At 41.5% G+C, this 25,490-nt stretch carries 30 protein-coding genes; 22 read left to right on the forward strand and 8 right to left on the reverse strand.

Features of this window, described 5'->3' with window-relative positions; translation table 11 throughout:
• Positions 1 to 17 precede the first annotated feature (17 nt).
• A complete protein-coding gene (locus M1F03_RS07225) occupies positions 18 to 581 on the forward strand; it encodes a hypothetical protein (protein WP_154635753.1) in 564 nt (187 codons plus the stop codon).
• Here M1F03_RS07225 and M1F03_RS07230 read toward each other — a convergent pair.
• From M1F03_RS07230 to M1F03_RS07255, 6 genes are all read right to left on the reverse strand, one after another.
• Positions 573 to 1,124, reverse strand: coding sequence for a DUF2815 family protein (locus M1F03_RS07230; protein WP_163861010.1), 552 nt, complete (start codon positions 1,122 to 1,124; stop codon positions 573 to 575). The genes M1F03_RS07225 and M1F03_RS07230 overlap by 9 nt on opposite strands.
• Before the next feature lie 508 nt (positions 1,125 to 1,632).
• Positions 1,633 to 2,334, reverse strand: coding sequence for a hypothetical protein (locus tag M1F03_RS07235; RefSeq protein ID WP_163861011.1), 702 nt, complete (start codon positions 2,332 to 2,334; stop codon positions 1,633 to 1,635).
• Between the two features lie 9 nt (positions 2,335 to 2,343).
• A complete protein-coding gene (locus tag M1F03_RS07240; protein ID WP_255427315.1) occupies positions 2,344 to 2,478 on the reverse strand; it encodes a hypothetical protein in 135 nt (44 codons plus the stop codon).
• 131 nt (positions 2,479 to 2,609) lie between these two features.
• Positions 2,610 to 3,506 carry a RelA/SpoT domain-containing protein gene (locus M1F03_RS07245; protein ID WP_318840133.1) on the reverse strand — a complete coding sequence of 299 codons (897 nt, stop codon included), beginning with the start codon at positions 3,504 to 3,506 and terminating at the stop codon, positions 2,610 to 2,612.
• Positions 3,391 to 3,669, reverse strand: coding sequence for a hypothetical protein (locus M1F03_RS07250; RefSeq protein ID WP_251463900.1), 279 nt, complete (start codon positions 3,667 to 3,669; stop codon positions 3,391 to 3,393). Before M1F03_RS07250 ends, M1F03_RS07245 begins: the two co-directional genes overlap by 116 nt.
• Before the next feature lie 537 nt (positions 3,670 to 4,206).
• On the reverse strand, positions 4,207 to 4,830 hold the full coding sequence (locus M1F03_RS07255) for a LexA family protein (protein WP_154621886.1): 624 nt from the start codon (positions 4,828 to 4,830) through the stop codon (positions 4,207 to 4,209).
• Between the two features lie 115 nt (positions 4,831 to 4,945).
• Between M1F03_RS07255 and M1F03_RS07260 the strand changes: the two genes are divergently transcribed.
• From M1F03_RS07260 to M1F03_RS07360, 21 genes are all read left to right on the forward strand, one after another.
• Positions 4,946 to 5,158 carry a helix-turn-helix domain-containing protein gene (locus M1F03_RS07260; RefSeq protein WP_154621885.1) on the forward strand — a complete coding sequence of 71 codons (213 nt, stop codon included), beginning with the start codon at positions 4,946 to 4,948 and terminating at the stop codon, positions 5,156 to 5,158.
• 3 nt (positions 5,159 to 5,161) lie between these two features.
• The gene (locus M1F03_RS07265; RefSeq protein ID WP_251463902.1) at positions 5,162 to 7,399 is read left to right on the forward strand and encodes a VapE domain-containing protein; all 2,238 of its coding nucleotides are present in this window, start codon (positions 5,162 to 5,164) and stop codon (positions 7,397 to 7,399) included.
• A 283-nt stretch (positions 7,400 to 7,682) separates the two neighbouring features.
• Entirely contained in the window at positions 7,683 to 8,114 is a 432-nt protein-coding gene (locus M1F03_RS07270; protein WP_163861014.1) for an antiterminator Q family protein, read from the forward strand.
• A 628-nt stretch (positions 8,115 to 8,742) separates the two neighbouring features.
• Positions 8,743 to 9,012: an HP1 family phage holin gene (locus M1F03_RS07275; RefSeq protein WP_154621882.1), complete on the forward strand. Its 270-nt coding sequence runs from the start codon at positions 8,743 to 8,745 to the stop codon at positions 9,010 to 9,012.
• Positions 9,012 to 9,482 carry a lysozyme gene (locus M1F03_RS07280; RefSeq protein ID WP_251463904.1) on the forward strand — a complete coding sequence of 157 codons (471 nt, stop codon included), beginning with the start codon at positions 9,012 to 9,014 and terminating at the stop codon, positions 9,480 to 9,482. The genes M1F03_RS07275 and M1F03_RS07280 overlap by 1 nt, the downstream gene beginning before the upstream one ends.
• The gene (locus tag M1F03_RS07285) at positions 9,464 to 9,637 is read left to right on the forward strand and encodes a hypothetical protein (protein ID WP_167520916.1); all 174 of its coding nucleotides are present in this window, start codon (positions 9,464 to 9,466) and stop codon (positions 9,635 to 9,637) included. Before M1F03_RS07280 ends, M1F03_RS07285 begins: the two co-directional genes overlap by 19 nt.
• A gap of 20 nt (positions 9,638 to 9,657) precedes the next feature.
• Entirely contained in the window at positions 9,658 to 10,107 is a 450-nt protein-coding gene (locus M1F03_RS07290; protein WP_251463906.1) for a lysis protein, read from the forward strand.
• A gap of 472 nt (positions 10,108 to 10,579) precedes the next feature.
• On the forward strand, positions 10,580 to 11,095 hold the full coding sequence (locus M1F03_RS07295; RefSeq protein WP_251463908.1) for a phage gateway protein: 516 nt from the start codon (positions 10,580 to 10,582) through the stop codon (positions 11,093 to 11,095).
• 10 nt (positions 11,096 to 11,105) lie between these two features.
• Positions 11,106 to 12,593 (forward strand): DUF3383 domain-containing protein, encoded by a 1,488-nt coding sequence (locus M1F03_RS07300; RefSeq protein ID WP_318840112.1) that lies wholly within the window; start codon positions 11,106 to 11,108, stop codon positions 12,591 to 12,593.
• A gap of 9 nt (positions 12,594 to 12,602) precedes the next feature.
• A complete protein-coding gene (locus M1F03_RS07305; RefSeq protein ID WP_154621877.1) occupies positions 12,603 to 13,055 on the forward strand; it encodes a phage tail fiber protein in 453 nt (150 codons plus the stop codon).
• Between the two features lie 50 nt (positions 13,056 to 13,105).
• Positions 13,106 to 13,564, forward strand: a complete 459-nt coding sequence (locus tag M1F03_RS07310) for a hypothetical protein (RefSeq protein ID WP_154621876.1) — start codon at positions 13,106 to 13,108, stop codon at positions 13,562 to 13,564.
• Between the two features lie 82 nt (positions 13,565 to 13,646).
• Positions 13,647 to 16,160, forward strand: coding sequence for a hypothetical protein (locus tag M1F03_RS07315; RefSeq protein ID WP_251463910.1), 2,514 nt, complete (start codon positions 13,647 to 13,649; stop codon positions 16,158 to 16,160).
• A complete protein-coding gene (locus tag M1F03_RS07320; RefSeq protein ID WP_247047228.1) occupies positions 16,157 to 16,684 on the forward strand; it encodes a phage baseplate protein in 528 nt (175 codons plus the stop codon). The genes M1F03_RS07315 and M1F03_RS07320 overlap by 4 nt, the downstream gene beginning before the upstream one ends.
• A 2-nt stretch (positions 16,685 to 16,686) precedes the next feature.
• Positions 16,687 to 16,980, forward strand: coding sequence for a phage baseplate plug protein (locus M1F03_RS07325; protein WP_154621874.1), 294 nt, complete (start codon positions 16,687 to 16,689; stop codon positions 16,978 to 16,980).
• Entirely contained in the window at positions 16,973 to 17,788 is an 816-nt protein-coding gene (locus M1F03_RS07330; RefSeq protein ID WP_196713276.1) for a baseplate hub protein, read from the forward strand. Before M1F03_RS07325 ends, M1F03_RS07330 begins: the two co-directional genes overlap by 8 nt.
• Positions 17,789 to 17,791: 3 nt before the next feature.
• Positions 17,792 to 18,484 carry a Gp138 family membrane-puncturing spike protein gene (locus M1F03_RS07335; RefSeq protein WP_154621872.1) on the forward strand — a complete coding sequence of 231 codons (693 nt, stop codon included), beginning with the start codon at positions 17,792 to 17,794 and terminating at the stop codon, positions 18,482 to 18,484.
• Positions 18,481 to 18,825, forward strand: coding sequence for a hypothetical protein (locus M1F03_RS07340; RefSeq protein WP_154621871.1), 345 nt, complete (start codon positions 18,481 to 18,483; stop codon positions 18,823 to 18,825). Before M1F03_RS07335 ends, M1F03_RS07340 begins: the two co-directional genes overlap by 4 nt.
• On the forward strand, positions 18,818 to 20,005 hold the full coding sequence (locus tag M1F03_RS07345; protein WP_251463912.1) for a baseplate J/gp47 family protein: 1,188 nt from the start codon (positions 18,818 to 18,820) through the stop codon (positions 20,003 to 20,005). The genes M1F03_RS07340 and M1F03_RS07345 overlap by 8 nt, the downstream gene beginning before the upstream one ends.
• Positions 20,002 to 20,661 carry a DUF2612 domain-containing protein gene (locus M1F03_RS07350; RefSeq protein ID WP_154621869.1) on the forward strand — a complete coding sequence of 220 codons (660 nt, stop codon included), beginning with the start codon at positions 20,002 to 20,004 and terminating at the stop codon, positions 20,659 to 20,661. Before M1F03_RS07345 ends, M1F03_RS07350 begins: the two co-directional genes overlap by 4 nt.
• Before the next feature lie 5 nt (positions 20,662 to 20,666).
• Positions 20,667 to 22,166, forward strand: a complete 1,500-nt coding sequence (locus M1F03_RS07355) for a phage tail protein (RefSeq protein WP_272578165.1) — start codon at positions 20,667 to 20,669, stop codon at positions 22,164 to 22,166.
• Between the two features lie 309 nt (positions 22,167 to 22,475).
• Complete coding sequence (locus tag M1F03_RS07360; protein ID WP_251463916.1) at positions 22,476 to 23,036, forward strand: gp53-like domain-containing protein; 561 nt, start codon at positions 22,476 to 22,478, stop codon at positions 23,034 to 23,036.
• 99 nt (positions 23,037 to 23,135) lie between these two features.
• Here the strand turns inward: M1F03_RS07360 and M1F03_RS07365 are convergent, their stop codons facing one another.
• Both M1F03_RS07365 and M1F03_RS07370 read right to left on the reverse strand, forming a co-directional pair.
• Positions 23,136 to 24,146, reverse strand: coding sequence for a glycosyltransferase (locus M1F03_RS07365; protein WP_163861018.1), 1,011 nt, complete (start codon positions 24,144 to 24,146; stop codon positions 23,136 to 23,138).
• 880 nt (positions 24,147 to 25,026) lie between these two features.
• A complete protein-coding gene (locus M1F03_RS07370; RefSeq protein ID WP_154635754.1) occupies positions 25,027 to 25,485 on the reverse strand; it encodes an XRE family transcriptional regulator in 459 nt (152 codons plus the stop codon).
• Between the last annotated feature and the right edge of the window lie 5 nt (positions 25,486 to 25,490).

The following is a 25,490-nucleotide window of genomic DNA, read 5'->3' on the forward strand; positions in this document are numbered from 1 at the left end:
TTTATAGGAGGTAATGTATGAGTAATAGTAGGGATAGATTGGCACTCGGTATTGCAATTTTATCACTAGCGGTATCTGCCGTGGCTGTTTACCTTACTTATTCAGGAAATAAAAGTCAGGAAGCTAACTTTATTCGTGCGGTTCAGCCTCGTATTTCTATTGTTCCCCAAGCGGATCCTAATAATAACGGGATAGGTTTTTATTTTTATAATGATGGTCCTGGCGTTGGCTATATTGAAAATTTAATAGTTATTGATAAAAACGGTCAGAAATTTGATTTATCTGATACCAGCGAAAAAAGTCCCTCTATAGCGTTAGCGGATATAATTGAATTCAATCAAACTTGTTTAAGGATGGGGTACCCTAAAAAAGGAAATTCGTTAGCAGTAGATAAAATGGAGCCGTTAATTGCGATTAGTACCCCAATTACCAGAATAGATTGTGCTAAATATTTAAATGAAATGGCTCGATACACAAAAAATAAAACATATAACTTTCAAGTTGAAATAATTTACCTCTCAAGTTATGGGAAGAAATACGAATATTCCTTCCCGTCAAATATAACAAGAGAACTAGATTAGTGATTCTTCCTCTTCGGCGACACTTAAGTCGTCGAAATCATCTTCACTCGCGACACGGGCACCTGCGAAAGCGTCACCATCACGGAAGAACTGAACACCACCAAGTGAGGCGGAAATACCCTTGCCTTGGTTGTCATAGGCAAAAATGGTGATGGTTGCGTTAACATAACAACCGGAGTAAGGGCGATGATCTTGTGTTGTTAACGGAGTGCGGTCACGGTCAATAACCAGCGGTCGCACTTTATTGCTCGCACTGATGTACATATGATCTGCATAACCGTCATACTCAATCTTTTCATCACCATCACGGAAGTTAAAACGTTTAGAATTACCACGAATTGATTTGAGAATAGCACTGGCTTTTGCCCCCCATTTTGCGGTAGCGGCTTGTTTAATCGCGCTTTCAATCGCTTCGATTAAATCAGTACGGTTTTTCGGGATGAGAAACGTTCCGCGGAATTTATAATCACCTTGCCCGTTAACTTGGGTTGCTTCAAATAAATCAGGGAATGCCAAACGGACGTTGGATAATTTAACTTTCATATTGGGGACCTTTAATTAAATGGGATCAGCGATAAGTGATTTTTCGGTCACATTATCAAAATCATTTTTAGGATTCATAATGAGGGCAGCGGGGAATACAATCACAGGCTTACCTTCAGCTCAGCGAATGAGTGCCGCGAGTTTTGTCTAGCGATGAGGGTTAACTTGCTTAACCAATTTTCGGTTTTGTCAATTTTAGCTTGGCTACCCCATTTATTCGTGACTAGCTTTAAGCCTTATATTGTGTGGCTTGTATAGAATAGTTCTTTCCTACGGCGAGTTACCAAACGGTGTTAACATGCGGGCTTATTGCCTCGGCTATTTCAGCATTAACTTATGGGCTATCTGTTTTATTTAACGGATATGACCTAGCCCTGAGCTATTTTCTTATCGATTTTGTAAAACAGATTCACCCAGCGTATGAGCGACGGTACTTGCTAAAGTCCATTCAGGTTTCGTATTGAGTACCGTTAATTCTAAGGATAAGTTCCTGCTGCATATCAGGGAGTTAACTTTCTAAGGCTTTTTTCGCCAGCGCAACCACTTCGGCTAATTTATCTTCGGGCACTTGACCTAATTTTTTAGCACCAAACTGAGTAAGAATTTCAACCGCGTTATTGCGATAGCCGCCTTTTGCTAACTGCAAAATGAGTTTTTCAGCTTGCTCAAACAGCACTTTAGGGTCGGTATCTTCTGGCGTTTTGCTCGTGACCTTACCGGCCCTGAGAAGTTCGATAGCAAATTCGCGACGTTCAGTAATACCGACGATATCAGACCAATGGCGTAGCATTTCCAAACACAGGTCGTGGATGGTGTTATTTGGTAAGTTGGTGACTTCCTCTAAATTCACTAGCGCCATATAGAGGGCATCGGCTTGGGTATTTCGATGTTTACCCGTAGCAGCTATGGTTGCATTGACTTTATCAAGTTGTTCAGTCGTGAGTTCGTCAAAGTTACCGTTAAATAATACCGCTAAGACAGCGAGTTGCTCTAAATTGAGGGTATGAATATCAATCGGGTTAATGACAGAGTGTGTGTCTATTTTAGCAGTTTCTTTTTTACTGATTGTTTTTGTTTCAGCTTTGCTCAGTTGAGATTCTGCATCTAGTGTTAATGTGGTATGAGGCTGTGCGACTGCGCCTGATTGCATTGTGGCAATTAATTGGCGCATGACTTCGGTGTTTTCTTTAATTGCTAGTTCGAGACTCATTTTGATACCTCAAAGATATAAGGTGATAGGGAAGGTGGTGTTAGGATTTTGTTTAAGAGCTTCACGTTTTTGTTGATAACGTAAACGGCGAACGTTGTTATTCATCGGAAATTTATCCGATGGCAAAATTTTGGCTTTTTTCATTGAATGATTTCCGAGGAATAATAAAGAATTATTTTATTGATAAAATTGAAAGTAATATAAAACCTCGCGATTACGAGGTTTTATATTTAGGGAGAATATATTTATTGGCTATACAGATTTGCTATGTATTTTTAGTACAGTCTTGAGGTGTAATACTCGAATTTTCGAACAAAGAAGGAAGTGTCGATAATATAGTTGGGATATGCTTTTTGTAGATTTTTTATATCATCAATTTCCACAAATAAGCCATTGTACCGAGTTTCATCTTCAATTTGTGAGTAGACGTCCAAAGCGCTCTCTTTGTTCGTGAAAAAAGTGCAGGCTACTGTTGTAGTCATCATGTCTATGGCCAGAACAACATATCTATGCTTTGCATGTTCTTTCATTAGATTATCATCAGAGAATACTCGATTAAAAGACAATAGCTTATCAGTTGCTGTCAGTTTTTTATCCAGTTCAAGTATTCTCTTTTTGTGTTCCTCTTTAGCTATTCTATCTAAGTAGCAAAAACCATCGTCGTCAGCTAGAAAGTCGCTCATTATTTGGAAAAACTCAATCCAATCTTTATCCGCATTAAAAGGGTTTGTTTTTAGTGATTTCCCCTCACATAAATCGACAACCTCGATAGTTGTTGCCCAAAGATGCTGCAGTTTGGTTCTCAGTTGGACTTCTATAAGAAAACCCTTCCAATCATGGTATTCTTCATTACCATAACACTGGTAAACTCGATGTATTCCCCTATACCCAGTTGTTTTTTTATGGACGGTGTAGTCGTTTATTTTTTTTATACTGTGTACTGTTCTGCTATTATTTAACGAATTATTTAAGCTTACTAGCTGCTCTCTATTTTCGACAATAACTCGGCAACCGCCAATATCCTGCATCCTCACAATAGATATAGAGTTATCCTTCTCACCATCTAGAGTGGCGCGAGATAATTTGTCTATTATTGTTGGTAGTCGCTTTAATCTGCGAGCAATAATTGCGGTAGGAGCCTTCTTTTTTGCGTGTTTCCATACTAAATTTATTTATAATCATTAACGGATAAAGATGAGCAGCTCTAAAGTTTCTAATGATTTCTACAGAATTAACGGTTTCAATATTTTTTCGAATGTTATCCCCTGCTTTTTTTGCTTGTTTTTTAGAGTAAGATAATTTTATTTTACCTTTTTCATATTGCTCATTTGCCATTGTGTTTATGTCCACATAATTAAACGTTATTTGCAATATAACCTCCTTAATCTTATACATCAATTTGGCTGGTCAATAATTGGTTTAATTTTCAATAGAAGTGAGGTATTCACTCAGCATAGGCCACTCATTGAATGGCCTATAATGAGTGGTTTTGCGTTTGTACAACGCCTTACTGCCAGTGTTGCCCATTCCTTGCCGTTCTCACTCTCGTGCGGAAGTAACCTTCTTAGCAAACAGATCGTGCCTACTAATACGTCGCATTTTTGCGTAGGGGTCTAAACAGGTGGCTTTGTACTGTTCCGACTTTCTAGATTGTTAAAGAGCAAAATCTTACTAGTTATGTAGTAAGTCGTGTGAATAACAATACTATAAAAATAGTATTTGTAAACAGTTAAAATTGTATTTTAGCCTGTGAGATACTTATCTATTTGTTTTATAAATTAATTAAACGAGTAAAAATGATATGGAGATGTGGCAAAGAGTCTTCTTGGCTGCTTGCAAGAAAACTCTCTTTGAAGGAATTGGGGGGAGAAATTACCTTTTTCGGCGGTAAATTCGGTGTTCCACCATGACACCAATAAGCGCAATTTGGTAGTCGTGGCTATTGAGTGTAGGATAATCGGGATTTAACGGAACAAGCTCAAACTCGCCGGTACCAATACCTAGCGGGCGATACTTCTTAAATGTTCCCTGATTTCCGCCATTTTTTGCAAAAACGAATTCGCCAGGATTAGGGCAAAGTTCCGTGTCGATAACAACGATATCCCCCTCTTTAAACTCAGGGTTCATGCTGTCACCTTCTATTCTTAGTGCGAATGCGTTTTCACTAATATCATCATCAACTAAGATATATTCAAAATTTCCTTCATGATCAGTAATGGGGTCTGCATCCTTAAATAATCCGGCCTGAACGTAGCTTAATAGGGGAACTCTACGAGAGTTTACCTCTGCCATTGGCATAATGCTTTTACCATTGAGTAGCCACTCTGGGTGACACTGTAAAGCTTTAGCCAGTTCTATGATATTTCTTGGTTTTCGTGTCCTACCATTTTCAATCGACTCGACAGATTGCTGGCTGATATTTGCGCGTTCAGCTAATTCAGATTGGGTTAAATTAAGTGCTAACCTACGCTGTCGTACCCTTGTTGCTAGTGACATTTTTGTGATTCCTAGGAGTATTTTTACCTCCCACTATTAATACTAATTTTATTGTATTTGACAAACAGTTTTTGTGGTGATGAAATACTACGAATATTGTTAAAGGGGGTCGTTAATGACACTTGGTAATAGAGTAAAACAAAGACGTAAGCTACTTGGTTATACGCAGCACGATTTAGCTGAAGAAGTAGGTTTAACGCAACAAGCGATTAATAGAATAGAGAGTAATGTCATTTCTCGACCTCGATTTATCCTTGAATTAGCACAAGTTTTACAGTGTGACCCGGAGTGGTTGTTAAAGGGCTCATCAGTTTCAACGAAGGTTTAGCCTATGCGGATCACCTATTCAGTAGGGCGCTCCGCTAGGGATAATCGTCCTCAATTAGCGCAAGCGCCTAGCTTTGATGAGTATAAGTTAGCTATCAAAGCGCTTAAAAAAACGATTAATGTGTCTCCAAATGACTCAATAGAGGCCATGCGTGAGAAAAAGGCACGTCTTAATTATATTTGGGGTGCGTTGATCAATAAAACCAAAGGGCGTAGTGCGGCTAATGCCGGTCATCGTCACGTTCTTTGGTTAGATATGGATGGCTGCTCTTTAGATGCTTGGAACCGGTTAACCGGTGTCCTGAGTATGTACCGCTGTTTTTGTTATACGACGGCTAGCCATGAACACCCAACCGCCAATAATGAGCAACGCTGGCGCATCGGCATTATGCTAGATAACAGCGTGACAGCTCACATGTATGCCGAATTAGGTCCACGTGTTGAACAAGAGATCATGGACTGTTACCAGCTGTTAAGCGATGAGCCTGTCAAATGGGATCGCTCTGTTTATGAGCCATCTCATATGGTATTTGCCCCGCATGAAGGCGCTCAATTTCTTGAATTTGATGGTGCGGTGATTAATGTTGATACCGTTCTGGCATCCAATCTCGTCTTGCACAGTAACGCTGTTGATGGCTCTGATTTTAATACAGTATCGGGCGATGACCTAACGCGCTTAGTCGATTTAAGCCACATTGATAGTCACACTTTTGATGATATTCGCTCTGCGCTGTGGCATCCGCAGGTATTACGCCTTGCTGAAAATTACCCAACTTGGGTTGATATGGGGAATCGTTTGGCCTGGTTCAAAGATACCGATTATGAAGATAAGGCCAAAGCGTTATGGGTTGAATGGTCCGCTAAAGCAGATAAGGGCGATGAAGAGGCTGCAATAAATAAGTGGTCTCAACTCCGTGCTGACCGCACCGGCTACCAAGCGATATTCACGTTAGCCCAAAAAGAAGGGTGGATTAACCCTGGTTGTGAGCGTTTAAAAACAGCGGTTGTAACCGTAGACGATTTTGAGGCGATCCAAGTCGTTAACGAGCCATTGCCTTTACCTTCATTTAAGCGTGATAAATATGGCCGGATAGAATCTACCATTGATAATGTGGCTAAAGCGGTCATGCACCCCGACTTTATCGATATCGAAATTCGCTTTGATACCTTTCGCGATGAAATTATGTTCGCGCCAACCGGAACCAATGAATGGCAACAGTTTAGCGATGCGGACTATTCGCGTTTACGTATTGCGATGGAAAAGCGCGATTTTAAACCTGTAGGGCGTGAGCTGATCCGTGATGTGGTTTTACTTGCTGCGGAAGAGAATCAATTCGACTCGGCTATCGAGTGGCTGACTAACCTAGAGTGGGATGGCGTTAGGCGTGTTGAGACGTTTTACCACACGCATTTTGGTGCGGAGAACACACCTTATACCCGCGCTGTTTCCCTCTATATGTGGACGGCGATGGCAGGGCGTGTTTTGGTACCGGGGATTAAAGCTGACATGGTGCCTATCTTAATTGGTGCTCAAGGATGTGGGAAGTCCACGGGGGTCGCGGCGCTATGCCCTGATCCGACGTTCTTTACAGAAATCTCTTTTGCTGAAAAAGATGATGACTTAGCCCGTAAAATGCGCGGTCGTTTAGTCGCTGAAATTGGCGAGCTACGCGGACTGAATACGAAAGAGCTTGAATCCATCAAAGCCTTTGTCACCCGCACACATGAGAACTGGATCCCAAAGTTTAAGGAGTTTGCCACACAGTTCCCGCGTCGTTCATTAATTATCGGTACCACCAATGAGGACGAGTTCTTAGCCGACCGTACGGGTAATCGCCGTTGGCTTCCGGTCGAGGTGATTAAGGTCAACGTTGATGATATTCGGCGTGATGTTCTTCAACTGTGGGCCGAAGCCCGCGAAATGTTTAAAGCGGATGGTGTCCAATATGAAGCCGCTGAATATTTAGCCTCACACATTTATGAAAAATACACCATTAAAGACGCTTGGTTAGAAATTATTGAACGTTGGTTGGATGAGCCTGATTTGATGACGGGTGAAAAACCGCGAACGCGTGGTTTTTTACGTGCTGCTGACGTTTTGCGAGAAGCGTTGAATCTCGATCCTAAAAATATCTCAAGGCGCGAACAAATGCGAATTAGCAATGTTCTGCAAAATTGTGGGTATAAATCGATGCGTAAATTCCTTGAAGGTAAGCAGCAACGTGTATTTATTTGCGAATAAGACAACCTAGACAACCTATAAGCGCGAGGTTGTCTGCTTTTAACATATTGATAATTCATTAATTAGTTAACCTAGACAACCTAGACAACCGTTTAAAAAACGATACACATATAAGTATATCGGCGCTAAAAAAGTATTAATAGAAATAGGTTGTCTAGGTTGTCATGGGTTGTCTAGTTGCTCAATGAGTTATTTTTACTTGCTTCAGTTAACCAAATGCTTTTTGTCGTTATCGATGCCTGAAATTGGGGCAATTGGTACAGAAAAACACAGGTCGGAAACTATGAACAGAGATATACAGAAAATTTTGACACATTGGGGCGGCTGGTCTGCTGGTAATCATTATGCTGCGTTAGGTTGGTCAACAGTGGCGGCAGGCTTTAGCGATTATTCACCGAGATCTAGTGGTAATAGGCTGTCGTGTAGTGATGAGGACGGTTTAGTCATTGACTTATGTGTCGCTAAACTTTCAACCGTCGGTATGGAACGTGAGCGCGCTTATCTTGAAGAATATTACATCAAGGGCAAATCTAAACGTGCCGTTGGGCGTAAGTTCAAAATCCGAGAAGATGAGGTGCGAAGGCAGATGCAAATTGCTGAAAGTTTTGTTTTGGGTTTCTTAGAAGCACTTAATATTCAATTAGATATAGATATTCTGTATAAAAAACACTCAATCGATACGCTGAAATTAGTGCGACCGCAAAATGTGTGTTAATCTGATAAAAATGGTGTTCTACCCATGGCAAAGGCCCTCAGTTTGAGGGCCTTTTCTTTTTGGGGACCGCAAAAAAACTATCAAAAATAAACCTTACGCTCCGGTTTTTAGTTGAACAGTAACAGTGACGATTTGTTAATAAAATGTTGTTCGCGATAAACAGTAAAAATAGCCTAGAAGATAGTGATTTTTAGCTGTTTGAGGTGACATTTTAATTGAGTTCAAAAATCGTGGGGCGTGTAAGGGCTATAATGTTAAATAGACCTGTTTTTCACGAAATTATTTAAAAGTCACCTCGGTGGCTTTTTTGCTTTCTAGGCAATGAAAACTCTATTTGCTAGCTTCTATCTTGCACATAGCGGCATTAAAGCGAGTAGGGTTCTCATTGTGGGGAAAATTAGCCGCAGGTGACTGATGCTTGATAAGGCATGGCGCAAACTCAAACTGACGAAAGACTGCCTTCACAATACCTATAACACGCTGAAAAAGTTCTGGTAGCACGGAACAGCCCGCATGAGCTAAATCATGCTTCAAATAATCACTTCTTCTTTTATCCCCTCAAATGAGGGCGAAAAAACAGAAATCCCCAAAAACTTTTAATTTCGGGCACTCCGTAGGGGGTGGGATTATGCGTATGGATAAATACAGCAACGCAGCCTACGGCAGTGCTGGGCTTACAGCATTCTTTGCAAGCTTATCGCTGTATGAGTGGGGCTTTATTATCGGGATGGCGTTTAGCATCATTCTTGGACTCGCCACCTTCTTTATGAATCGACGAGAGCAGCGAAAACGAACGCGTTTATTTGAAGAACTGGTACATAAAACCGATCCACAAAATCCCTCTGCGACAGCACGAATAGCGGCTGAACTTATGGCAAAAGCGCCTAAGGATATCTAATGTCACTCAAACAAAAATTAACTGTGCTTGTAGGTGCAGGGGCATCGGCTATCGCTTTAACCGTGATTGCGCATTTTGAAGGGGTTAGATATGAGCCTTATGAAGATGTCGGCGGGGTATTAACGGTCTGCTATGGGCATACAGGGAAAGACATTGTTCCTAATAAAGTTTATTCAAAAGAAGAGTGCAACGAGCTGTTAGAACGGGATTTCATGAGAACCAAACAGCAGGTCGACCGGCTAATCAAAGTTCCCATCAACGAACACACAAAAGCGGCACTATATTCATTTGCTTTCAATGTGGGTACCGGCGCATTCGCTAAATCAACCATGCTTAAAAAGCTTAATGCAGGTGATCAATATGGCGCTTGTGAAGAGTTAAAAAGATGGGTTTACGCGGGTGGCAAAGTGTGGCGTGGGTTGGTTAGTCGCCGAGAAGCGGAGGCCGCTATATGTCATGGAAAGCTGTAGTGGTTATTGCTGGTTTTGTTATTTATTTCATGGTGTTCATTGTTTCGGGCGTATACCTGCTTACTGACAACACGTGCGCTATTGACAAAACCAGTTTAGAAAAACGTTGCTTGAAGGCATTCGAACATTACAAAGGGCGACAAGTTAACTTTTAATTTTCTAGACGGTAATTGTCATGAATACAGCGAGAGCATTGCTATTTATTGCCGCGTGGGTGGCCGTATGGGGGATGTGGAAGCAGCATGAAAGGATAGATGAATTAAACACCCAAAATGCTAGGTTGCTGGCTGAACTTACAGAGCAAATCAAAATCAATGAAGATTTCCAAGAGCGCGTCCAATCCCTTCATAAGCTGGATATTAAGCATACTCAGGAATTAGCCAATGCACAGATTGAAATTGACCAGTTGCGTATTGCTGCTGAGCGTCATCCTGAGCGGGTGTACATCAAAGCCAGTTGTAAAAAATCCGAAGGTACTACCGCCTCCGGCTTGGATGATGCAACCACCGCCCGACCTGATGACGCCGCTATCCGAAATTATTGGTTACTCAGAGAGCGAATTGCGGAGTCAACTCAAATCATCTTAGGTTTGCAAGATTACATAAAAATGCAGTGTATCCAATAACCAATATGCAAGGTTTTACCCATGTCATTCGGTGAGTGGGATGTAACCTTGTAGTACCCAGTGAAGTGAGATACCAGCAGATAAACGCCAATTATCCCAAATTTTGTTTTCTCACCTAAATTCATCGGGCTAAGCGGTGGGAGATAGCTCAATACAATGAGTGTGGCGATTCGACATGTGCTTCCCGTCAAATATCAGTTGCTAGGTTAATCATCTCAAATCAAAGGGAATTCAGTCGATACGACGAACACAGACGCTGACCTATTTGGCCCAACCGCCTGACAACTGTTTGATTAACGCCATCTTTTTTACGCCCTCAAATGAGGGCTTTTGGGTATACACGATATTCAAGCCATACAGCGTGGCTTATCACCCGGTTTTCAGTTGTTAACGGTCGAAACATGATGTGCGGGTGATACGAATTGAAAATGAAATGGTTGTAAATCAATGTTTTGTATAGAGACAGAAATTTATGAAAGATTATGATGTTGAAATAGCTATTCAAAAACAAATCTTGATGCAGCTGAAAGAAGTCGGCATCGAGATCCCCGTTAAAGCGGGTTTTCCGTCTATCAAGCAAGACCGTGAAGATAATATGGTGGTCTTTTTTCCCATAAATGAACACGGTCACGGTTGGCAAAGTAGAACCTATCACGTTCAAGGTAATAAAGCGGGTCACCAAGAACATCAGTTATCTGAAAAAACGTATCAAGTTCAAGTGTTTGTGAATCAAATAGAACATTATACGTCCACTGATATTGCGGCTATTGTCAGAATGATTGTCAATTCGCTACCTTTTGCCACCACGCTGAGAAAGCAAGGTATTGGCGTGCAGCGAGCAACGTCAGTTCGCCAACCTTACTCTGTGAACGAACATGGTGATTACGAACAAAATCCTTCATTTGATTTTAATGTGACCTTTAAACGTTCTCTTTTCCCTGATACAGCTGCCATTAGTGCACTTTATCCTGATATCCATCGCATATAAGGTTTTTACTATGCCAATTAAACAAACTCGATACGTTGATATCGCATCGGCGGTTGTTGGCGCGTCTTCTGTTCCGATGCGTAAACTAACTGCTCGTTTATTTTCTACCAATCCTAAAATTCCAGCGGGTAAAGTGCTTGAATTTGCAAATGGTCAAGTCGATGAATTTCTGGGTGTTGATTCTCCAGAAGCGCATTTTGCTCGACAATATTTTAGCTATGTCAGTCCTGCTCCCGTGAGTAAGCCTAAAGAATTACAAATTGCGTCTTATGAACCAGTAGGGCGGATGCCTACACTGTTTGGTGTTAAAGCGGCAGCGTTAGCGGACTTAAGCGCGATTGCCGATGGCACTCTCTCTGTCACTATCGGTACTGTGACCAAAAACTATAAAGACATTGATTTATCAGAAGCAAAATCTTATGCGGATATTGCGTCCATCATTCAAACGAAACTCAATGCAGAAAAGGAACCGCAATTTTCCAGCAGTTACTTGACGTTTAATGCATTAGAGAGTGCTTTTGAACTCAGTGGAGGAGTGCAAGAGAGTGCTTCTATCCACGTTGATTATTCCGTGCTGGCTGATGCCATGGGGTTGTCTTCAGGTAGCGCATCTGAAGGTAACCCTGCACAAACACTGCTGGAAGCCTTTATTGTGGCAGAGCAAGTGTCGGACTCATTTGGGAGTGCCACCTTTTTAGCTGAACTGACGTTAGAGCAAGCAGTGCCATTAGCGCAGTATGTATCGGGTGAGAACGTCAAATACCAGTTACACATTAACGTTAGTGAAAAGCAGGTTGAAGATTTCAGCGCGGCTTTAATGGACACTGCGTCTGTGGGCTTGAACCTAAAAACGGACAACGTTCACTTTATTCAATCGTTACCTATGGCGGTGATGGCGGCGACCGATTATGACCGGACTAACGCCACGACAAACTATATGTTTCGCCAACTCGGAGTGACATTCCCAGCACAAGTGACCACGGATAAAGCGGCTGATCGATTCGATAAGTTGCGTGTGAATTATTACGGTGAAACCGCGATAGCAGGCTCACAAATTCGTTTTTATCAGCGAGGCTTCTTATGCGGTGGAGCATCAAACCCATTAGATATGAGTGTGCACGCCAATGAACAGTGGTTAAAAGCCTATATTGCTCAGCAGTGGTTTAGCTTGCTGTTGGCAACACGCGGTGTTCCAGCGAATAAAGACGGTGAAGCACGAGCGTTAATGGTGATTGCTGGTGCGGTCACAAAGGCGATTAATAATGGCACGATTTTAGCCGGGAAAACATTGACAGATGCGCAAAAACTCGCCATTGCGGACGCATCCGGTGATGACCTCGCATGGTATGACGTACAAGATAAAGGCTATTGGTATAACGCACAGATTGTTGAAAATACAGGAAAAAGTGGTCTGCCTGAGTATGTCATGAAATACGTATTGATTTATGGCAAAGGCGATTGGGTTCGCAAAGTCGAAGGTTCTCATAATTTAGTCTAGGAGTAGAACATGCATGATGTATCTGCAACCGGTTTGAGTTTTATTATTCAAGCCAACAAAACATTTCCCACAGGGATTTTAATTACCGCCTTTGCTGACGATGCGGATCCGCTGGATTTACCCGCGGTCGATATCGCACAAACGGGCATGGATATTAACGGTAACTTGGTGAGTTGGTCCACTCCGACACCACAAACCGTCACAATTAACGTCGTAGCAGGTAGTGAAGAAGATCAGAATCTGTCTATTTTGCTCGAGGCTAATACCGCTAAAAAAGGGCGTCGACATGCTGGGGATATCATTACCTTTGTGGCGTCTTATGGTGATGGTTCAACGGTCACGGCGCGTAATGGCAAAATTACCAATGGGAGCCGTGGTAACTCAGCGGCTTCCGCAGGGCGTTTGAAATCCAAGGCCTATACCTTTGTGTTTCAGGATTTCGATAGCACGCGAGTACGTTAATTTATTTCAAATTATGGCGGGGGATCCCGCCTTTTTTATTGGTGTTCACTATGCTAATTAAGCCTAAAGAAGTTGCTATCAAAGATGTTGATGGTATTGAAAAATCATTTGTAATTAGTCGACTACCCGCTACGGTTGGGCGCGAAATCTTAGCCAAGTACCCGTTATCCAATGCACCTAAAATTGGTAATTACGAGGTCAGCAAAGAAGCCATGCTGAAGATGATGGCATACGTATGTGTGGTTATCGACGGTGAAGAAATACCGCTTAAAACACAAACGCTCATTGATAATCATGTGACTGACGGCGAATCCCTGATCCGCTTAGAGTTGGAAATGCTGAAATATAACACCAGTTTTTTCGGGAACGACGGGAGTCAAGGTTTCCTCCACTTCCTGCTCAGCAAGGTAAGCGGTTCACTCCCGTCGATTATAAAAACGCTGATGGGTTCTTTGCCGTCATCGTCAGTGAACGCCTCGCCACCTTCACAGAGCTCAAAACCTCAATAGATTTAGAAGAAGCAATGGACCTATGGGAAATTGCCATTACTAACCGTTATAACGAAGCCCTTGCGGCTTCAAAGGATCGCTAATGTCATTAATGGATACCTTTGTGCAGGTCTTTGAGTTTGATACAAGGCAAGCGAATGAGGCATTTAAAAAAGTGCAACGTTCGACCGATGACATTATTGATGCCATGAAACAAACTCAACAGGCAGCGGAGCAAAGTTCACTGACCATTGGGAGTGTCATGGCTGAACTTTGGCGATCACTACAAAGCCTATCAACCGACCATAAAATCCATTTCACAACCAATGCCAATGACGTCAGCGCTGAAATAAGTCAAATTATGGTTCGGTTGGATGCGGTGGGGTCATCATTAAGCGCCCTTGATGCGCTGCGTCAAAATACAGAAACCGCGTGGTCATCCGCTGGGGAGGCATTAGGGCGTTGGGGGCAATCGCTACAGACTGAAATCGCCCAACTTAAAAATGACCTTGGTACCTTATCCGTGGGTGACCAAAAAACGGCATTAGAACAAGTAAAAAACGCAGTCAGTGAGTTTATTCATGAGCTGCAAAAAATTCCGCTAACCACAGCCGATGGTGCCACAGAAGTTGAACGTGTGATGGCGCATTTGCACGAATCGGTACAGGGCTTATCCGTTGAGCATGCTATTGGTTTTGTAGTTAATGCGAGCGAAGCCATTGCACAAACTGATGCTATCAAAACACGGTTAGATACGGTTACGAATTCGATGGCTAACCTCGATACACAAAGAGCAATCTCTGATGAAGGTATGCGATCAACGAGTATTGTTCTCAGTGACGTAGAGGCTCATTACCAGGCATTGCAACAAGAGTTGACTCTGCTGAATCAAGGTGTCACAGACCTGGCTAATGCCGAGCATCAAGGCATTACAGCTAAACGGCTCTCAAACGCGATTATTCAAGCATTGCAAGGTAATTACACGGAGTTGATTCACCTTGTGGATACGATGAAGGTGAAGGGAATCGAAGCGGCTAACAGCGAAATTAATGCTCAAAGAAATGTGCAACAAAACATTGATAGCACGCAAAGCAAATATCAGCGGTTGGGTAATACGGTCATGTCTTTTGTTAAAAAGGCATTTGCTGCGGAGAAGTTACTGGCGGGGGCGAAAGCCTTAGTGGAAGCCTCTATCACACGTTCGGCTGAAATAGAATCTCTCGATAATCTAGGCAAAAAAATCAATGTAGCGGCAGTCGATGTGGATGCTTTCGCTGGTTCAATGGCCGAACTTGGTGGCTCGCGTGATGCAGCTCAAGCCGATTTATCTGCGATGGCAAAATCGTTTGGATTTGCTAAAAACTCCATGGAAAAGGTGTTACAAACCGCGGATAAAGTGCAGGGCATGAAGTTTGATAAAGCGAAAGCGACGCTCTCTGCCTTGGGTGTCACGGACGATAAAACCGTTGAACTCATGATGAAAGGGCGTAAAGAGCTTGAGCACATGATGGAGGCTCAAAAAGAATACTCCGGTATCAACAAAGATAGTATTGAGCAATCTATTAGGTTTAACAAAGCGATGCGAGGCTTTCAGCAATCGTCAGATATGCTGAAAAATAGCTTACTCGAAATGGTGATCCCGATTTTAGCCAAAGGGGTAGAGTGGATTAATCGGTTTGTCAGCTTCTGCAAAGAAAATCAAACATTCATCGTGGGTTTTTTTATTGCGATGGGCGCTGCTATTACAGCTTTTTATTTGCCTGCGATGTTATCGGCAGCAGCAACGACTTTGGCGTTTACATGGCCTATTTTAGCGTTAATTGCCGTTATTGCCTTATTGGCAACAGCGTTCGCATTAGTTTATGACGATATCATGAACTTTATTGATGGCAACGATTCGATGATTGGTCGCTTGCTAGATAAATATCCCGCCTTAAAAATCGTCATTATGGCGTTATGGGAAGCGTTTAAAGCGCTTTTTGAATACCTCAAAGTTGCCGCCAAATTTGTGGCTGACATTGTTATTGATGCGTATAACCTCATGAATGATGCCATGGATGAGTTCATCGGTTGGCTGGTGGCAAGTATTCAAGACGTTATCAATTGGGGGAAAGGGTTTGAAGGTATCTTTAATACGGTTTCTGATACCGTTGTGGGTATTTTCAAATGGCTTTGGAACCAAATTAAACAGTATTTAGGCTGGATTAATGACGGGTTGGATGCGATCAAAAATGGCTGGAAGACGGTTAAAGGTTGGTTTGGTTTTGATGATGATGCCGAAATAACGCAGACCGTTGAGCGCAAAGTGTCAGTGAATGGCACGATTGAATCTCAAATACCGGAGACCCCTAAACTTTCCGAGGATGATACGGCTTTTCTAGTCACAGGTCTGAGTCAGCACATTAACGGCATGTCAGCGAATACGATGAATTCGATGACCAGTCAGGCGATCAGTAATCAATCTAACATGACTAATGAAACTAACGTGTCTATTGGTGAGATTAAAGTGGAAACCCAAGCGACAGATGCTCAAGGTCTCGCAGCCGTCATGAAAGAGGCATTAACTCCCCACTTACAAGATTTAGGGCAGCAAAACAATACAGGGCTGAGTAAATGATCACAGAAATTAAAATTTTCAACATTGATGACTTCACGGTGCTATTTGAGACGGCTAGCCCCATCCAAATTAATGTACGCGATGAACACAAAGCCACGCAGTTTACTGTTGAGTCTGGGGAAACGCGTAGCGATCACGTTGTGGTACAGCCAGTTGAAATTAGCATGAGTTTGATTTTAGTCGGTGAATTGAAAAATGCCTTTGAAATGATGCAACAAGCCTATGATCAACATCAATTGGTTGGCATACAAACGCGAGTCAAAACGTATCAACCACTCTTGTTAGTGAGTTTTGATCACGATGAAAGTCCTGACATGACAGACGCGATCAAACTCTCATTGCGGTTTACAGAGTGGCGCAATATAGAGCCTGAATACGGGGCTCTGCCGCCCAGAAAAGTGGCTAAAAAAGCGCAGTCGAGCACCGTTAATTGCGGCAAGGTACAAACATCGACAATCCCTAAAAAAAAGAAAAAGTCTGTTATCGTCAAAGTCGTAGATGGTTCATTTAATGCAGAGGAGTGAGCATGCAAGAAATTCCATTAAGTGCGATACCCAATCAACGGATCAGAGTGACACTTGATGGCGATGATTGGGAATTTACGCTGAAGGCAGCGCGTGATGTGATGTGCTGTGATATCAAGTGTAATGATAGGGTTTTGTTACAAGGCTTGCGAGCGATGCCAAACCAATCCTTGATCCCCTACCGGTATTTATCAAGTAAGAGCAATTTTGCGTTTATCACGAATAATGATGTATTACCTTGGTGGGAGCAATTTAATCAATCTCAATATCTGGTGTGGTGGAGGGAGGATGATTGATTTACGCCGTATTCGATTAGGCATTGAAGTCAATGGTCGATTGCAATGGTATGAGGGGCTACGTGTTCGTGCAAGTGGCACCAAGTACGCTAACCCTTTACAGAATGAATGTACCGTCAATATCGATGGCCTCAATTCTGCAACACGTAATATGTTGTTGACCGAAACTAGCCCTTATACCAAAGCGAAGAAGCCACATCGATTAATTGTTGAGGCGGGTCGTGCCAGTACTGGTGTGTTTCGGATTTATGTAGGCGATATTGTCAGTGCCGAAATTGCCTCGCCACCTGATGTCACACTCACATTAAAGGCCAAAACTAACAATGCAACGGCACGTGACATTGTTTCTTCATCGGGTAGCGCGATGAGCAAAATGAGTGAGTTAGCTAAAAATATTGCACAGGATTGTGGGGTGAGATTGGACTTTCAAGCGACCGATAAAAATATTGCTAACTGGTATTTTTGTGGGTCGGCACTCAAACAAGTGGAGCGATTGCAAGATGCCGGTAATGTGAAAGCATTTATTGATGATGACACCTTGTATGTGAAAGACCGCGACAAAGCTTTAAACGGCCGTTTACGTATTCTCAATCAAAAGTCGGGCATGGTGGGTATTCCGAAAGCGACTGAAAAAGGTGTTGACGTCACTTATTTAATTGATGGTGAATCGTCATTAGGTGGCATGTTACGCCTGGAAAGCAAGTTTAATTCTGCGCTAAACGGTGACTATATTATTGAGCAATTAAAGTTCGACATTGCCTCTCACGACGACGCATTTTTTTACCAAGCGTCCTGCAAACGAGTGTAAGCCATGAACCAACCTAATAATGATATTGCTAGCGAAGGCAGCTTGGCAGGGCAATTTATGGCTGCGTTTCGTAGTCTATTGATGAATATTGATGACATGCTTCCCGCCACAGTGGTGAGTTATGACGATAAAACTAACCGCGCTGTTATCAAACCATTAGTCATGATGGTGTCGACTGAAGGACAAAAGATTGCTCGTGCAGCCGTTCCTAATATCCCTGTGTTTCGCTTTGGTGGCGGCGGTTTTTTTATTCGTATGCCGATTAAGGCGGGGGATTTTGGCTGGCTCAAAGCCAATGACCGCGATATTAGCTTAATCTTTCAGCGAGGAGGGTTGGAAGATGAACCGAATACGGCTCGCTTACATACCTTCAGCGATGCGATGTTCTACCCCGATACGCTTAAAGGTTGGCTGATTGATGGTAAAAATACGGATGCGTTGGTTATTCAATCTATGGATGGCTCGGTGTGTTTAGCACTGCATGAGGGAAAAGTGGTGTTAGATTCTCCCATTCTTGAGGTCAATGTTCCTGAAACGACATTTAATGGCAACGTGACGATTAATGGTAACCAGCAAACCCATGGTAATAGTGAGTCAAGTGGTGGCACGTTGAAACATAATGGTAAAGATATCGGTTCAACGCATAAACATAGCGGCATTCAAAGTGGTAATAGCAATACAGGAGCGCCCATATGATGACCTTTGATGTGAATAAAAACAATGATATTCATTTGGGAAATAGCGGCAATTTAGCTATCGCCAATGGTGAACGATCATTGAAAAATCGCTGTGAACACTATGTCAAAGCGATACGCGGTGAAATGCTGCATAAGCTGGATAGGGGAATTCCTTATTGGAAAACGACATTTGGACGCCAGGCTGATATTCCGCTCTTTGAATCCGCGTTTCGGGATCGTATGCGTGAACTCAATGATGTGATATCGGTCCTGTCTTTTTCGGCTTCATTGGCGGATAACACACTGAAATATACCGCTGTGATCCAAACGATTTATGGGGAGATAACACTCAATGGCTGATTATCAATTCATTACATCGCAAGGCGTTATTATTCCTGATACCAGCACCTTACGCGATGATGTTGAAAGCGAATTTAAAAGTGTGTTTGGCCAGGATCTGGATGTTTCGCCAGAAACACCACAGGGCGCACTGATCACCATGGAAGTTGAAAATCGGGATGCAATTGTGCGAAATAATGCCGAACTGGCTAACCAAATTAACCCTGATTTAGCCGGCGGTATTTTCCTTGATGCAATATGGGCGTTAATGGGTGGACAGCGTTTTGATGCGACACATTCTTTTTTATCTCAGGTGCAATTCACCGGTATTGCCGACACCATTATCCCGAAAGGTTCACAAGCTGCCTCGCTCAATGGTGATTTATTCGAAACCACTAAGACTTTAATTATCGGTCAAGATGGTTCCGTGACGGGGGATATGCGGTCCATTGAAACAGGGGCAATTGAATGCGGAGTGGGGCAACTCAATAAAGTGGCCAGTTCGGTATTAGGCTGGGAAACCGTTCATAACCCGAGTACCGCAGTATTGGGGCGTAATGCGGAAACCGATCTACAATCAAGGCGACGACGTAAGCAGACGTTAGCGAAAAACACCGTCAGTGTGGGGGAGGCGATCACTTCCGCACTTTACGCATTAGAAGGTGTGCGTTCGTTGGCGTATCGAGAAAATTACACTGACCAACCGATGGTTTTTGACGGTATCACTTTAGTTCCTCATAGCATTTATGTGTGTGTTGAAGGGGGCGATAAAGAGGCGATTGCCCGTTCATTGTTACGCACAAAGACACTGGGTGCCGCTTTTAACGGTAGTGAAAAAGTTGAAGTATTGGAAGCTATCAGCGGTCAAACTTACCCAGTTAAATTCGATAGAGCCAAAGAAATTGTGCTGTTTTGCCGAGTAATGGTAAAAAAAGCGACGGTGGATGCACAAACAATTATCCCCGCCGCGGTTGAGGCGTGGGCAAATGGTGATATCGATGGTGAGGGGGGGTTAGTGGTTGGGCGAGATGTTTCTCCATTTGAAATTTCGGCAGGGATTAATGCTGTAGAACCTCGATTATTTATTACAGGTGTTGCACTTTCGAACGATGGTAAAACTTGGTCATCCAATAACTACGAAATCAAAATGAATGAGGTGGCAAGGCTCAAACGTAGTGCAGTACAAGTGGTGATCACATGATAAAAATCCAATCCTTCGATTTTCATTCTGATTTATTAAAAGCCATTCTTTGGCAATATGAGGATGCTGAGAATCTCAAGGCGTTAGCCAAATACAAAGCGGACTACTTTGATCAATCCACGATACAGTTTTGGCGTGATTGGTACCGTGATGTGTTTAATATCGATACAGCAAATGAGTTCGGGCTTAACATCTGGGCGCGTATTCTTGATGTGCCATTGGGGATTGATGTTCCGCCCAGTGATAAAACCAAAATTGGCTTTGGTTTTGGCAAAAAGAAAGCCAATTTTAACGCTAACTTTCGGCGTAATGCCGATTACACCTTATCACTGACCGTCGACCAAAAACGCCTCATTGTGCGTATGCGCTATTTTAACCTTACGCAAAGCCCAACGGTGACCAATATTAACGAATTTCTTAAACGATTCTTTTGGCAAGCAGATAGCAAAGTGTTTGTGCTTGATCCGCTGGATATGACCTATCTGTATTACGTGTTTAATTTCAATCCTGACGAACATTTACGAGTACTTCTTGAAAACTTTGATCTCATGCCACGCCCATCGGGAGTTGGTGTCAAATATCGTATCGTGACGAAGAAAGCTTTCGGCCACGGCCAACATCGTAAAAACTTTCTAAGCAGTAATTTCGGAGCCTAAAACCCATGACAAAAATATTTAAAATCCCCTTTGCAACACAAGGGGATCGTAATGCTATTCCTGATGCAGTGCAGGGGGATGGTTCAGTTTCTTACACTCAAGGTTACAGCTATGACTATGAGCGTGACCAACAAACTGACCCCGCTGCTAAGGATATTGAACGTGAAAAAATGAATGCGTTGTTTCACGATATCACGGGAGCGATTGGTGAATTGCAAAGTTATGGCATTCCCCTATGGGCAGTGGAGGGGAAGCCCTACCCAATTCGTAGTGTTGTTTATCATAAAAATAAAACATGGCAATCCAAGATTGAGAATAACAATGTTGAACCTGCCGCAGGGGCTGCATGGCAAGAGCTGAAAGCGGATTTAACGGCGGGAGATATTCAGGTTTATAACAAAACCGAATCGGACAAGCGGTTCCAACCATTAGGCAACTATCAAACCGCCGGCTACAGCTATTCGAAGGCAGAGTCAGATACGCATTTCCAACCGAAAGGAAACTACGCCCCAGCGGGTAACTATGCCGTCAAAGGCGAAAGCTACACGAAAGCAGAAGGGGATACACGATACCAGCCAAAAGGCAGTTATCAGCCCTCGGGGGATTATGCCTTAAAAGGAAGCAGTTACACGAAAAGCGAATCCGATGGCAAATATCAACCAAAGGGCAGTTATCAAGCGGCAGGCTACAGTTATTCAAAAGCAGAATCTGACACTAGTTATCAACCCAAAGGCAATTATGCCCCTGCGGGGAATTATGCGCTTAAAGGTGACAGTTACACCAAAGCGGAAGGGGATGGGCGATATCAGCCAAAAGGCAGTTATCAGCCGTCAGGGGATTATGCGACAAATAGCACAGTAAACTCAAAATTTGACGCAGCGAACAGCAATGCAAATAACCGTGTGCCAAATACGCGCAAAGTGAACAATAAGCCACTCAGTGCAGATATCACAATTACAGCGAGCGATGTCGGTGCTTACACGAAAGCGGAATCTGACACTAAGATAGCAGACGCTAAAAAAATGGGTACAGATGCGCAAGTCACAGCAAATGCGGCTAACACGAATGCTACAAACGCAAACAATAACGCAAATGGGCGCGTGCCAAATACCCGTAAAGTGAATAATAAAGCGTTGAGTGCTGATATCTCATTGAATGCAGGGGATGTTGGGGCGTATACCAAGGCTGAAGTTGATAGTAGAATCAGTGCATCAGGTGGTAAAAACACAGCAAATAAAACAGATAATGGTTGGTGGAAATGTGGTGATACGGGAATGATGCTTCAAAACGTGCATACTACATTTAAAGATTGGTCTGATAACGTAGTTAATTTTCCTATTCCATTTCCCAATAAATGTATAAACGTTGTTGTTTCAGTAAATTCATCAACAAATAATCCTGGTAATTACGCTATTTATGTAAAAAGTTGGAATGCAAAAAGTGTAACCGTATACATATCAGGAATTGCTCCTGGTCCTTTGCACATTATGGCTATGGGGTATTGATTTTAAAATGAGAAGCTTAGGGCTATTGTGAACTATAGCCCTTTGAATAAATATAGGAACTTTAAATAATATAAAATTCTTATTTTATAAAGCTATATTCCATCAGGGAATGAACTATCTCTATTTAACAAAATGCTATTCTACCTATTTTGAATATATATTTTTCTTCTGAATAGCAATTCATTGAATTTAATCATATTACCTTGCTTTTTTAAATCTATATCGCGTTATTTAAAAATAACGTCATCAATAGGTATTTTCCAATTCATACCAGAAAGAGACTGTATCGGGGTGTGCATTGAGTCACAGGTGATAAACACCGTTAAAGGCGAAAGCTACACGAAAGCAGAAGGGAATACACGATATCAACCTAAAGGGAGCTATCAGGCCTCGGGGGATTATGCGACAAATAGCACAGTAAACTCAAAATTTGACGCAGCGAACAGCAATGCAAATAACCGTGTGCCAAATACCCCTAAAGTGAATAATAAAGCGTTGAGTGCTGATATCTCATTGAATGCAGGGGATGTTGGGGCGTATACCAAGGCTGAAGTTGATAACAAAATTGGTGCAATGGGAGGAAAAAATACAGCGAGCAAGGCTGCTAGAGGTTGGTGGAAAGATGCTAGCACTGGAATTATTATTCAGTGGGGTTCCGATTTGACCCAAAAAGATACGCTTAAAAAATTTACGTTTCCCACACAATTTCCTAATGCGTGTTTTTCTGTTACGGCAACTATGAATAATGCCACAGGAAATGAAGCAATCAACGTTAGGGAATTCACTAAAGATTACTTTTCTGCAATCGGCATCAACGGTAGAGGGAGTTGGTGGGATTTCCATTTTACATGGATAGCAATAGGACATTAATAATTAAGATAAATTGAGAAGTGGGTCTCTAACATAGAGACCCATTTAACAATGAAATAGCATGAAATTTATATGGTTAATTATTCTTTTAATAATGTGCTATTTTCTAAGTATTTTTAAATAAGCGTATAAAATATACTGATAGAACGCTTGTAAATATTCTTTACAATATTTTAAGTGTTTAAATGCATATTTACGGTGTGTAATGTTTTGGGGGGTTATTAAACTTATATTTTTCCACGGCGATTTTTCTTTTGCATTCAAGAAGTAATTAACCTCATGGTAATACTTAGACCAGCTATGCCAAGGTTTAGTTACTCCAATAAAATGGACTAATACAGGGGGAGAAACAATACGGATAGCTCTATTCTTATACTTATCGTTAAGGTTTATTTTGAGGTTAAAGTTAGTATCTAGCTTTAACCAATCACCATTAATCGCAATATTTAGTGCGTCTTGATCATAATACTTGATAACAGATAATAATTTATTATCTGTAAAAACAGATATTGACTTTTCTGTTATCTGTCTGCGTTTCCATTCTTCAGTATTTATTAGCATCACACCAGAGTTAAAATATCCTTTTTTAATACCTTCAGCATTAAATAATTCAGACATTTCTATTGAGAATGAATCATTCACATCCATGACAGCGGCGACTGGTGTAGACGTTAGATCTAATTTTTTTAGCTCTTTAATGCTTCCTGCACAAAAAACATCAGAATCCATGTATAAAATTCTGTCACATTTGTTATAGAAATAATCCGCTATAATGAGCCTAAAATAGATGGCATAAGACCATTCTTTATTTGTTGGAAGGCTTCTCAAGGCATCTACATTTAAGGTGTATAGCGTTATGTTTGTATTGTAGAGATTTGTAATTTCTTTAAAAAGTTCAATATCTCTATCACTCAAAATATCCGTGAATATGTGAAAATGAAAACTCATATCCTTGTTATTTAACAAAACTGAGCAAATGGAAACACCTGTTCCAAACAAAAAATTTTTGTCGGCGCCATATGCAACATGAAGAGAGTCTGATGTATTTTCGTCTGAACTACTACCAAAAAATAACGCGTTGTTATTTACGGCATTTTCAAAGCAAATCATTTATCTTCCTGATTTTTAGTCAATTGTCTACAATTGATGGGTTTTAGATTAAAACTATAGTATGTGGACAACCTATTAGGTTTACGTATGTAACTATAATAGCAAACAATATAAAGAGCTAAAAACAAAAATCCACCATAACGCTAGCCTTCCATCACATTAAGCATTTTTTTACTGATTCAGGATAACCATCATCCGTTTTTCCAAATATTCTCCGGTCTTAGCGTACATATGTCCCATAATCTCACAAGATAAATAGCTACGCTGTGCTGCCTATCAATATCTTCTCATTTGTGTGTTTTTTTGTTGATGGCTCCACCTGCAAAAGTGATTTCTAACACAAGAACGTCATAAGGACTATTAACGCCAACTTTCATTTCTGTAATTCGAAGAACGATCTCGACATTACTTTCTCTGCAATTATTTTTTATGCTGGCACCCATGAGTCATCTTGCTAGATCTCTTCCCATATTTGACCTATCTTCTCTTTTCCATCATCTGTTTTAGCGTCGTTGATAGTGAGTGATTGTGACGAACCTATCGCGATATGTAAGCTTAATAGCGCGAATTACTCACCGATTCTTTGCATTATCTGTTCTTGTCGTGTATTACCCGTTTTATCGATTAGCTTGTGCTTGTGCTTTTTATCATAAAAAAGGAAGTATTTTGGGAAGGTCTAATAGCGTAGTGATTATATCCATCCAATTAAGATCAATATAGTTTGTTTTATGCAGTAGAATAATTGACATTTTAATTCAGAAATATATTGAAAGTTTTATATAGATGAATAAACACAATAAAGTGTTGATGTGAATTTGAACAGGGTTAAAGAATTAAGGATTGAAAACAATCCTTAATTCTAGTGTGCGAGCGCTTTATTTTATTTAACGATAACTACACTAAATGATTCCCAATTTTTTGATTTTTCGTATTGGTAGTAGTAATACAAAACACCATTAATAACAAAGAATGAGGCGGTTCTAATTTGCATTCCAGTCGCGTTAAAGGTGAAATCATAGACATTTTCAAGACTACCATTGTCCTGAACTAAATAGAATTGAATCGTTTTCTCTTCTAAGTTATAACCGTAAATATATTGCTTGTTCAGCGTTAAGTCTTGGACATATTGAAGGTTGCTGAGATAACTGTTTAATTTACCTTTATGAACAGGTGCGCTTGTATCAATAATTCCTTTATCATTTACACTATAAATAAAATACGCTTTTTCTTGAGGCGTATGACCTAAGAAGAAGACTTTTTTAGCAGCAGAATATACAAGCGTTGTCGGATAAAATTGTTCAAATATACCGGCTTGGATACCTGATTGAATAAGTGCCATATCAT

Source organism: Providencia sp. PROV080 (assembly GCF_033688105.1).
GTDB classification, from domain to species: domain Bacteria; phylum Pseudomonadota; class Gammaproteobacteria; order Enterobacterales; family Enterobacteriaceae; genus Providencia; species Providencia zhejiangensis.